General features: G+C 60.8%; 11 protein-coding genes. 6 read left to right on the forward strand and 5 right to left on the reverse strand.

Translation table 11 applies throughout. From position 1 onward, the window contains the following. Window positions 1-43 precede the first annotated feature (43 nt). Together ACW9JC_RS25495 and ACW9JC_RS25500 are read right to left on the reverse strand one after the other, a co-directional pair. A complete protein-coding gene (locus ACW9JC_RS25495) occupies window positions 44-637 on the reverse strand; it encodes a tRNA-uridine aminocarboxypropyltransferase (RefSeq protein ID WP_457458429.1) in 594 nt (197 codons plus the stop codon). 5 nt (window positions 638-642) lie between these two features. After that, window positions 643-1,536, reverse strand: coding sequence for a LysR family transcriptional regulator (locus tag ACW9JC_RS25500; protein ID WP_007972518.1), 894 nt, complete (start codon window positions 1,534-1,536; stop codon window positions 643-645). Window positions 1,537-1,840: 304 nt separating this feature from the next. Here ACW9JC_RS25500 and speB point away from each other — a divergent pair, with 304 nt between their 5' ends. The 5 genes from speB (at window position 1,841) to ACW9JC_RS25525 (ending at window position 6,628) form a co-directional block, all read left to right on the forward strand. Beyond that, complete coding sequence (gene speB, locus ACW9JC_RS25505; protein ID WP_457458431.1) at window positions 1,841-2,791, forward strand: agmatinase; 951 nt, start codon at window positions 1,841-1,843, stop codon at window positions 2,789-2,791. Between the two features lie 9 nt (window positions 2,792-2,800). Continuing rightward, window positions 2,801-3,223 (forward strand): YybH family protein, encoded by a 423-nt coding sequence (locus ACW9JC_RS25510; protein ID WP_457458433.1) that lies wholly within the window; start codon window positions 2,801-2,803, stop codon window positions 3,221-3,223. Window positions 3,224-3,277: 54 nt separating this feature from the next. After that, complete coding sequence (locus ACW9JC_RS25515) at window positions 3,278-4,786, forward strand: purine-cytosine permease family protein (RefSeq protein ID WP_457458435.1); 1,509 nt, start codon at window positions 3,278-3,280, stop codon at window positions 4,784-4,786. Window positions 4,787-4,828: 42 nt separating this feature from the next. After that, complete coding sequence (locus tag ACW9JC_RS25520) at window positions 4,829-6,208, forward strand: sodium:solute symporter (RefSeq protein WP_338582439.1); 1,380 nt, start codon at window positions 4,829-4,831, stop codon at window positions 6,206-6,208. A 168-nt stretch (window positions 6,209-6,376) separates the two neighbouring features. Further along, the gene (locus tag ACW9JC_RS25525) at window positions 6,377-6,628 is read left to right on the forward strand and encodes an acyl carrier protein (RefSeq protein ID WP_457458438.1); all 252 of its coding nucleotides are present in this window, start codon (window positions 6,377-6,379) and stop codon (window positions 6,626-6,628) included. Window positions 6,629-6,818: 190 nt separating this feature from the next. Here ACW9JC_RS25525 and ACW9JC_RS25530 read toward each other — a convergent pair whose 3' ends face one another. Continuing rightward, window positions 6,819-6,947 carry a PA1414 family protein gene (locus ACW9JC_RS25530; RefSeq protein WP_007914492.1) on the reverse strand — a complete coding sequence of 43 codons (129 nt, stop codon included), beginning with the start codon at window positions 6,945-6,947 and terminating at the stop codon, window positions 6,819-6,821. A gap of 139 nt (window positions 6,948-7,086) precedes the next feature. After that, a complete protein-coding gene (ptrR, locus tag ACW9JC_RS25535) occupies window positions 7,087-7,980 on the reverse strand; it encodes a putrescine utilization regulator PtrR (RefSeq protein ID WP_416129756.1) in 894 nt (297 codons plus the stop codon). A gap of 103 nt (window positions 7,981-8,083) precedes the next feature. Between ptrR and ACW9JC_RS25540 the strand changes: the two genes are divergently transcribed. Then, window positions 8,084-9,265 (forward strand): MFS transporter, encoded by a 1,182-nt coding sequence (locus ACW9JC_RS25540; RefSeq protein WP_457458440.1) that lies wholly within the window; start codon window positions 8,084-8,086, stop codon window positions 9,263-9,265. On the opposite strand, the gene ACW9JC_RS25545 is transcribed toward ACW9JC_RS25540, so the two are convergent. Next, window positions 9,210-10,142, reverse strand: a complete 933-nt coding sequence (locus ACW9JC_RS25545; RefSeq protein ID WP_457458442.1) for a DMT family transporter — start codon at window positions 10,140-10,142, stop codon at window positions 9,210-9,212. The two genes, ACW9JC_RS25540 and ACW9JC_RS25545, sit on opposite strands and share 56 nt — an antisense overlap. Window positions 10,143-10,289 lie beyond the last annotated feature (147 nt).

A 10,289-nucleotide genomic window follows, 5' to 3' on the forward strand; every position in this document is an offset into this window, starting at 1 on the left:
GCGTACACCCTGTAGGAGCTGCCGAAGGCTGCGATCTTTTGCTTTACCCTCCATGATTACGCTGGAAAACCTCCTCCCCCATCGCCGCAATCTGCCCTTCGATCAACGCCTCGAACGGCTTCAGCAGCGGCGCAAACGAGGCCGGTGCTTCCAGCGTTTCCAGCGCCTGCACAATCGCCTCTACCGTCGACAACGCCCCCGGCCCCGGTGCCTTGCGCAGTCGATAACGGGACATGCCGCCCTCAGCCAGCGTTACCCGCGGCAACGCTGCCAACAGCGGATTGAGGTGCAGCATCTTGCGCGCCTTGCGCCAGGTGCCGTCCGGGACCACCAGCAGCAGCGGTTCATCGGATGCGACATACGCCTGCATCGGCTGCGCGTCCTCACCGGGAAACAACAACCGCGCCCGGTACCCCGGTTGATTCAACAGGCTGGGCAAATCCTCAAACACTTCGCCGACGATCAACTCGGCATTCTTCAACCCCAGCGCCGCCAGCCGCGCGGTATTCAACGCATGGCTCACTTCACTCGGATGCTGCAACAGCAACACCCGGGTGCGGCTGTCGAGGCTGGGGATCAACGGGCACAGGCAATGCGTTTGCGGTCGCAGGCAGCGGGGACATTGGATTCTGGACATCGTCTTCAGGCCTGATTCAGTTGTGCTTTGAGCAGATCGCGGAAAGTCTGGATCAACGGCTCGCGGCTGCGGCCACGGCGCACGATCATCGAGAACGGCGCCTGATAACCGAACGTCGCGGGCAACAGCACGCGCAAATCGCCCTTGTCGGCCCAAGCCTGGGCGTAGTGCTCCGGCAGGTAGCCGATGTAGGCGCCGGACAGCACCAGAATCAACTGCGCTTCCATACTCTCCACCGTCGCAGCGCTGTGCTTGAAGCCGTGGCGGGCCAGTTCGGCCTGGCTCCAATAGCCGCGACCGACCATGCGCTGCTGGGTGATGACCTGCTCGGGAATGCGCCGCTCGTTGAACAGCGGATGCCGCGTGCTGCAATAAAGCCAGTGCTGCTCGCGGTACAACGGCATGTACACCAGACCGCTCATGCGCGTGGAAAACGCGCCGATGGCCAGGTCGAGGCGATTGTCCTGCACGCCAAGCTGCAATTCATAAGGGCTCATCACCGACAGGTGCAAGTGCACGGCCGGGTGTTCCTGGCTGTAGGCGCCGATGGCTTCGGCAAACGGCAAGGCCTTGTCGCTGACCGTGGAATCGATCACCCCAAGGTTCAGCGTGCCGCGCAATTCACCCTTGAGCGCGGCGGCGTATTGTTCGAAACCTTCCAGTTCGCCGAGCAGGCGCAGGGTTTCCTGATGGAACAACTCACCCTTGCTGGTCAGGCTGAAACCGCCACGGCCACGATGGCACAGCACCAGTCCCAACGCGGCTTCGAGCTGGCTCATGTAGGTGCTGATGGCCGACGTCGAGAGGTTGAGCTCTTGCTGGGCGTTGGCGAATCCCTGATGGCGCACCACGCTGACGAAGATGCGCAATAGTTTCAGGTCGGGTAAAGCGTTGGCCATGATGACTCCATCGATCGTTCCCACGCTCCGCGTGGGAATGCAGCCCGTGACGCTCTGCGTCACATACACGAAACAGCTGGACGCGGAGCGTCCGTAGATGCATTCCCACGCAGAGCGTGGGAATGAGCACGGGAAAGAGTCTATCCCCGCCATCGCCATTAGTTTAGAAAAATCTGAACTAAGTATTTGCGCGTAGCGATTCTTCCCGGCCACTACATTTCGCAGAATCGGCGCCACAAGGTGCACCCGTCCTCCGTGAACGGTGCAACCCAATAAATAAAACAACGACGATGAGGCCCTACCCGTGGACAAGATTCTTCACCAACCACTGGGCGGCAACGAAATGCCGCGCTTCGGCGGCATCGCCACCATGCTCCGACTCCCCCATGTACCTACCGCTGCCGGTCTGGACGCTGCCTTCGTAGGCGTGCCGCTGGACATCGGTACTTCGCTGCGCCCCGGCACCCGCTTCGGGCCGCGTGACATCCGCGCCGAATCGGTAATGATCCGCCCGTACAACATGGCCACCGGTGCGGCACCGTTCGACTCGCTGTCGGTTGCCGACATCGGCGACGTGGCAATCAACACGTTCAACCTGCTGGATGCCGTGCGGATCATCGAAGAGTCCTACGACAACATCCTCGAACACGGTGTGATCCCCCTGACCCTGGGCGGCGACCACACCATCACCCTGCCGATCCTGCGTGCCATCCATAAAAAGCATGGCAAGGTCGGCCTGGTGCACATCGACGCCCACGCCGATGTGAACGATCACATGTTCGGCGAGAAAATCGCCCACGGCACCACCTTCCGTCGCGCCGTCGAAGAAGGCCTGATCGATCCGGACCGCGTTGTGCAAATCGGTCTGCGCGCCCAGGGCTACACCGCTGACGACTTCAACTGGAGCCGCAACCAGGGCTTCCGTGTGGTTCAGGCCGAAGAGTGCTGGCACAAATCCCTGACGCCACTGATGGCCGAAGTTCGCGAGAAAGTCGGCGGCGGTCCGGTGTACCTGAGCTTCGACATCGACGGCATCGACCCGGCGTGGGCACCAGGCACCGGCACCCCGGAAATCGGCGGTCTGACGACCATTCAGGCGATTGAAATCGTTCGCGGCTGCCAAGGCCTCGACCTGATCGGTTGCGATCTGGTAGAAGTCTCGCCCGCTTATGACACCACCGGCAACACCTCGCTGCTGGCCGCCAACCTGCTGTACGAAATGCTCTGCGTACTGCCTGGCGTGGTCCATCGCTGAGGATCGGTCATGAACCCACGTGATCAGGTTTTGAAAGCGGCTGCCGATCTGGTATCCGCCTTCGCCCGTAACGATCGCGAAGCCTACTTCGGCGCGTTCAGCGCCGATGCCAGCTTCGTCTTCTACACCCTCGAACAGCCGCTGCTGTCGCGCGATGCCTACCAGGTGTTGTGGGACAGCTGGCGTGCCGAGGACGGCTTCGAAGTGCTGTCGTGCACATCGAGCAACGCCTTCGTCAGCCTGCAGGGTGACGTGGCGATTTTCATCCATGACGTGGCCACCGAGCTGCGCATGCAAGGGGAGCAACACTTCAGCCAGGAGCGCGAGACGATTGTTTTCAAGAAACAAGCGTCTGGCCAAGAACAACAAGGCCTATGGCTGGCCTGCCACGAACATTTGTCCGCAATGCCGGAAGGGCTGCCACCCCCTTAGCCAAACAGGTGACGCTCACACACGATGAGCGCGCCTTTATGATCGGAGCAGATCATGAATAACAACAACAACGAAAACAGCCTTAGCATCGAAACAAACGGGGTCGAACAGATCCCGGACAATGAGCGCACCGCAAGGCCCAGCGACCTGTTTCGCTTGATCTTCGGTGGCGCCAATACCTTTGCAACCGCCGTGCTCGGCAGTTTCCCGGTACTGTTCGGCCTGTCCTTCCAGGCTGGCGTCTGGGCGATTGTGCTGGGCGTGGTGCTCGGTGCATTGATCCTCGCGCCGATGGGCCTGTTCGGCCCGATCAACGGCACCAACAACGCCGTGTCTTCCGGTGCACACTTCGGCGTGCACGGGCGAATCGTCGGTTCTTTCCTGTCGCTGTTGACCGCTATCGCGTTCTTCTCGCTCTCCGTCTGGAGTTCGGGTGATGCACTGGTGGGCGGCGCCAAGCGCTTGATCGATCTGCCGGAAACCGACCTGACCCTGGGCCTGGCCTACGGTCTGTTCGCGCTGCTGGTGTTGACGGTGTGCATCTACGGTTTCCGCTTCATGCTGTGGGTCAACCGCATCGCGGTGTGGGCGGCCAGCCTGTTGTTCCTGCTGGGCATCTTCGCTTTTGCCCCGGCGTTCGACAGCCAGTACGCAGGCACTGTCGCCATGGGTCAGGCCGGTTTCTGGGCGGCGTTCATCGGCGCAGCGTTGGTAGCCATGAGCAACCCGATTTCCTTCGGTGCGTTCCTCGGTGACTGGTCGCGCTACATCCCGCGTGAAACGCCCAAAGGCCGGATCATGGTCTCGGTGATCGCCGCACAACTGGCCACGCTGATTCCGTTCCTGTTTGGCCTCGCCACCGCCACTATCGTGGCGATCAAGGCACCGGACTACATCGCGGCCAACAACTACGTTGGTGGCCTGCTGGCGGTTTCGCCGACCTGGTTCTTCCTGCCGGTGTGCCTGATTGCGGTGATCGGCGGCATGTCCACCGGCACCACCTCGCTGTATGGCACCGGGCTGGACATGTCCAGCGTGTTCCCGCGGGTGCTGTCGCGGGTCAAGGCCACTTTGCTGATCGGCGTGATGTCGATTGCCTTCATCTTCATCGGTCGCTTCGCGGCGAACCTGGTGCAGAGCGTGTCGACCTTCGCCGTACTGATCATCACCTGCACCACGCCATGGATGGTGATCATGATCATCGGCCTGGTGACGCGTCGCGGCTTCTACTGCCCGGATGACCTGCAAGTGTTCACCCGTGGCGAAAAAGGTGGCCGCTACTGGTTCACCCACGGCTGGAACTGGCGTGGCATGGGTGCCTGGATCCCGAGCGCGGTCGTCGGCCTGTGCTTCGTGAACTTGCCGGGGCAGTTTGTCGGCCCTCTGGGCAACCTGGCCGAGGGCATCGACATCAGCTTGCCGGTCACTCTGGGCCTGGCTTCGGTGGTGTACCTGGTGTTGCTCAAGATGTTCCCGGAAGCGAGCGCCGTATTCGGCCCGAATGATTCACGCAGCAAGAGCACGGACCCGCTCGTTAAACCGGCGATGCAACCCGTCGCCTGATTTTTCGCCTCACATAAAAAATACAATCGGAGACACGCCATCATGGCTTTGGATTTAATCGTCGTACTCATCTACGCCGCCGCGATGCTGATACTCGGCTACTACGGCATGCGCAAGGCCAAGACCCACGAAGACTACCTGGTCGCCGGTCGTAACCTCGGCCCGGGCCTGTACATGGGCACCATGGCTGCCACCGTTCTGGGCGGTGCGTCTACCGTGGGCACCGTGCGTCTGGGCTATGTGCACGGCATCTCCGGTTTCTGGCTCTGCGCCGCACTGGGCTGCGGGATCATCGCGCTGAACCTGTTCCTCGCCAAACCGTTGCTGAAACTGAAAGTGTTCACCGTCACCCAGGTACTGGAAAAACGCTACAACCCAATGGCCCGTACCGCCAGCGCGACCATCATGCTGGCCTATGCCTTGATGATCGGCGTGGTTTCGATCCTGGCCATCGGCACCGTACTGCAAGTTCTGTTTGACCTGCCGTTCTGGGTCTCTGTACTGGTAGGCGGCGGCATCGTCGTCATTTACTCGACAATCGGCGGCATGTGGTCGCTGACCCTGACCGACATCGTCCAGTTCGGTATCCAGACCGTCGGCCTGATGTTCCTGCTGTTGCCAATCTGCCTGTACCGTGTGGGTGGCTGGGATCAACTGGTCGCGCAACTGCCGGCCGCCAGCTTCAACTTCACCAGCATTGGCTGGGACACCATCATCACCTACTTCATGATCTACTTCTTCGGCATCCTGATCGGTCAGGACATCTGGCAACGGGTGTTCACCGCCAAGAGCGAAAAAGTGGCGAAGTACGCCGGTACTTCGGCCGGTATCTACTGCATCATCTACGGCCTGGTTTGCGCGCTGATCGGTATGGCCGCTCACGTGCTGATTCCGGATCTGGACAACGTCAACAACGCCTTTGCCGCTATCGTCAAAGTCTCGCTGCCGGACGGCATCCGTGGCCTGGTGATTGCTGCTGCCCTGGCAGCGATGATGTCCACCGCCAGCGCCGGTTTGCTGGCCGCCTCCACCACTCTGACTGAAGACCTGCTGCCGAAACTGCGCCGTGGCAAAGAGTCGAACATCGCCACCAACCGCCTGTTCACCATGTTGACCGGTATTGTTGTTCTGGGCATCGCACTGGTGGTCAATGACGTGATCAGTGCGCTGACACTGGCCTACAACCTGCTGGTAGGCGGCATGCTGATCCCGCTGATGGGTGCGATCTTCTGGAAACGCGCCACCACCGCCGGTGCCATCGCCGCCATGGCATTGGGCTTCATTACTGCCCTGGTCTTCATGTTCAAGGACGGAATGGATGCCAACACCCCGATCTACTACAGCCTCGGTGTCAGCCTCGTGAGCTTCGTGCTTGTCAGCCTGATGTCCCGTCGCCCGGCAACACTGGCGAGCGCCGCCTAAGCTGAACATAACGACTTGATGCTTTCTTCGACGGGTGTGGCGTCGGTTGCCACACCCGTTTTTTTTCGTCTGAAGGAAAGTGCTCGAATTCCCTGAACGTCTGGTACGCCTCGCCGAGGCCGACATCCTCAGCAGGGATAAAAACAACAACGCCCGCGAAGAACCGCCATGAAAAGAGCCGCCGTTCGTGCCGCCGTGCATCGATACATCAGCCGCTTGCTGGAAGGCCAGGATGACTTCGACGACAACGTCAGTCTGGTGCAGTTGGGATTGGATAAATCGGAAATTGAAGAGCTGATCTTCCATCTGGAAGACGAACTCGGCTTGACGGCGTTCACCGCCGAGGAAGACCGGATGCTCAATACGGCCAGGACAGCCAGTGACTTGAGCCGGTTTTTGATGGAGATCGGGCGGCATTGACAACAAGCGTCATCAAAACGAACACACCCTTTGTGGCGAGGGAGCTTGCTCCCGCTCGAGGGCGCAGCCCTCGCAAAATATGTCGAAGCGCAACAATTGAAACAGTGTGATCAAGAGAGGCCGCTTCGCGACCCAGCGGGAGCAAGCTCCCTCGCCACAAAGGCACCCTCTCCACCCACGGTTTATCCGTTCAGCGGCGACGCTGCTGGCGTCGGCGTTGTTCGTCGTCAGTACGAATAGGCACAGGTTGCAGAGGCGGTTCGATCAAACCGAGTGCGACACCCAAGTCGTGCAGCCAGTTTTGGATTTTCTCTTTCATGATGCCCCCTTCAGGGTAGTGCCGAGCGGCCAAAATTCTGTAGCCCCTTCGCACTGATAATAGTCCGAAGTCCTGAGCAATGCTCGCCCAAAGTGGCAATGATCTGTTACTGAATCGATCACAATCGGCCAGCATTAAATCATGCAATCGCCCGGGCCTGGCTTTGCGCCGACGGATAGACCGCTTGCTGCTCCTCGATCCACGCATTCAGATTGGCCCCGACCATGCCCTTGCGCCACATCAGCCAGGTGGTTGCCGTGGCAAACGGCTCTGACAGCGGGTGCACTGCCACGCTTTCACGGCCCGGCAGACTGGCGAGCATCGACTCCGACATCAGCGCCACGCCGGAGCCGGCAATCACGCACGCGAGCATCCCCGGATAGGATTCGATCTCCATTGCCCGGCCCATGGCCGCATGATCGCGGGAGAACCAGGACTCCAGGCGCGTCCGATAGGAGCAACCCGGACGAAAAGTGAACACCGAACGCCCTTCCACATCCCGCGCGCTGAGCACCGGTGGATGGTCGGCCTCGCTGATCAGCACCAGCCGTTCCTCGCACAACAACACGCCATCGAGCCCGGACAATTCCGGGGGACCGTCCACCAGCGCCGCATCGAGCCGGCCTGTGAGCAAACCTTCCAGCAGCTCACCGCTGGGCCCGGATTGGACTTGCAGGTTCACCGACGGGTAACGCCGGTGATAGCGCGCCAACAGTGCCGGGAGGTGAATGGCGGCGGTGCTGTACATGGTGCCGAGCACGAAGTCACCGGCCGGTTGGCCACCCTGCACCGCCGCATGGGCTTCGTCGTGCAAGGCGAATAACTTCGCGGTGTAGTCCAGCAGGACTTTTCCCGCAGGCGACAGCTGCAAACGCTGACGCTCGCGAACGAACAGTTCTACGCCCAACTGCTCTTCCAGTTGCTTGAGCCGGGTCGACAGATTGGACGGCACCCGGTGCAGGCGTTCGGCGGCGCGTGTAATGGATGCTTCCTCCGCCACAGCCTGGAAGATCCGCAATTGACTGAATTCCACTACCTTCTCCAAAAAAGAACAAGTTACTCACTATTATTCATTTTTCAAGAAAGTCAATCGAACCTAGCCTGACGGTCATTGAACCTCTGTTGGAACTCTGACCATGTCGCCCTTGATTCGATTGTCCGCCAGTTTTATCGCCCTGATGATGGCCATGGGCATCGGCCGTTTCGCCCTGACCCCGCAACTGCCGCACCTGCTCAGTGAAGGCCAGATCGACCTGACCGACGCCGGCCTGATTGCCGCCGCCAATTACCTCGGATACTTCCTCGGTGCCGTGGACGCGATGTTTTCCCGGCGTCCCGCGCAAGTCCGTCGCCGCCTGCTGGGTGGCTTGTGGCTGTGCGTGCTGCTGACCCTTGCCTCGTTCTGGGCGCACGGCTTCTGGCCGCATCTGATCCTGCGCTTCGGTACTGGCGTGGCCAGCGCCTGGGTACTGGTGATGATCACCGCGATAAGCCAGCCGTTAGCTGCCGCCGCCGGACGTCCGCGACTCGGCGCACTGGTATTTGCCGGACCGGGTTTGGGGATTTTTCTCACAGGGTTGCTGGCCTTGGGTTCGAACCTGCTGGGTCAGACGTCCGCCACGTTATGGCTGGTGTACGCCACCGTCGGCCTGGTGATGTTGCTGGGGATTGTGCGAATCCTGCCGCAGCCGCCGGCAACCGTGGCCGCTGTCGCCAGCGTCGCGACTTCGGATAATCGTGGTATCGGCCGGTTAGGCCTGGTCTATGCGTTGTACGGCGTGGGCTACATCATCCCGGCGACGTTCCTGTCGCAGATGGCCAGCGCACAGTTCCATGGCCAATGGCAGGCCGATCTGTTCTGGCCGTGCTTCGGCCTGGCGGCGGCGATCGGCGTGGTGTTGGTGAGTGTGCGTCGGCCAACATGGGGAACAACACGTCACTGGCTGATGGCGACACTGTGGCTGCAAGCGGCGGGTGTGTTCGCTTGCCTGCTGGGCAATGGTCCCGGCCTCGCGCTCGGGGTGATTCTGTGTGGCACGCCGTTCCTGGCCTGCATGCAACTGGTGATTCAACGCTCACGGGAATTGGCGCCCCACGCGACGCAACGCAATGCAGGCCTGCTGACCGCATGTTTTGCCGTGGGCCAGCTCAGCGGGCCGTTGCTGGCGGCATTAAGTAGCCACTTCAGCGGTGGCTTGCAGCCCGCGCTGGTGGTCGCGGGCCTCGGACTGGTGATCGCCGGGAGTTTGCTGTTCAGTCCACTCAGGACTGCCCAAGCGCTCTGCGCAAACGGCGGCGAACCCACTGCTCAGCGCTGACAAAGGTGATGCCCAACAACACCAGTACCGCGCCGATGACAAAGTTGAGGCTCAGCTCTTCGCCCAACAACACCACACCGAACGTGACGCCGAACAGCGGCGTCATGAACGAAAATACCGCCAGGTTCGCCGCCAGATAACGGCGCAACAGCCAGAACCAGATCAAGTAACTGAAAAACGACACGACCACGCCTTGAAACAGCACACTGGCCACCGCCACGGTGGTCAGGCTGACATGGGTGATCTGGCCGCTGAGCAACGCGATCAACAGCAAACCGACGAAACCGATGATCAATTGATAGAACAAGGTCAGGGTCACCGGCGCCTCCGACAACTTCGAAGCCCGCACCACCACGGTGGTCGCGCCCCATGCGGCACCCGCCAGTACGCCCAAAGCATCGCCCAGCAACATGCGGCGATCGAGGTTATCCCACGACACCCCGCCGGCAAACGCGATGCCGATCCCGACAAAGGCCAGAATGATCCCCAGCCATTGCACCGGCCGCAAACGCTCACTGGGTAACAACCAGTGCACGCCCAACGCGGTAAAAATCGGCGCGGTGTAGAGGAACACCGACATGTGCGCGGCCGTGGTCAGTTGCAGGCCTTCGGAAATGAAGAAAAACTCCAGGCCAAACAGGGCGCCGGCCAACAACCCGCCGCGCCACGTAGCACCGACCTGATCCCAGCCGCCCTTCCAGCAGATCACCAAACCCACGAGCAACGCGGACATGCCCGAGCGCCCGGCCGCCTGCATGACCGGCGCAATGTCGGGCGCCGCCCATTTGATCATCACCTGCTGGACGCCCCAGACCAGGCACAAACCCAGCATCACTTGCAGGGCAAACCCATCGGCGCTACGCCGGGTGGCGCTCACTTGAGAACCTTGACTACGGCATGGAACATGGCAACAACTCGGCAGTGGAAGCAAAACTCTGCCCTGTAGGAGCTGCCGCAGGCTGCGGTTTTTGTTTTTATGATCAAGATCAAAAGATCGCGGCCTGCGGCAGCTCCTACAGAGTGT

Source organism: Pseudomonas sp. SDO5591_S426 (assembly GCF_054070755.1).

Coding starts and splice junctions, on each gene's coding strand:
- ACW9JC_RS25510 (WP_457458433.1), top strand. CDS start 2,801: ATGAACCCACGTGATCAGGTTTTGAAAGCGGCTGCCGATCTGGTATCC.
- ACW9JC_RS25515 (WP_457458435.1), top strand. CDS start 3,278: ATGAATAACAACAACAACGAAAACAGCCTTAGCATCGAAACAAACGGG.
- ACW9JC_RS25530 (WP_007914492.1), bottom strand. CDS start 6,947: ATGAAAGAGAAAATCCAAAACTGGCTGCACGACTTGGGTGTCGCACTC.
- ACW9JC_RS25520 (WP_338582439.1), top strand. CDS start 4,829: ATGGCTTTGGATTTAATCGTCGTACTCATCTACGCCGCCGCGATGCTG.
- ACW9JC_RS25500 (WP_007972518.1), bottom strand. CDS start 1,536: ATGGCCAACGCTTTACCCGACCTGAAACTATTGCGCATCTTCGTCAGC.
- ACW9JC_RS25495 (WP_457458429.1), bottom strand. CDS start 637: ATGTCCAGAATCCAATGTCCCCGCTGCCTGCGACCGCAAACGCATTGC.
- ACW9JC_RS25525 (WP_457458438.1), top strand. CDS start 6,377: ATGAAAAGAGCCGCCGTTCGTGCCGCCGTGCATCGATACATCAGCCGC.
- ACW9JC_RS25540 (WP_457458440.1), top strand. CDS start 8,084: ATGTCGCCCTTGATTCGATTGTCCGCCAGTTTTATCGCCCTGATGATG.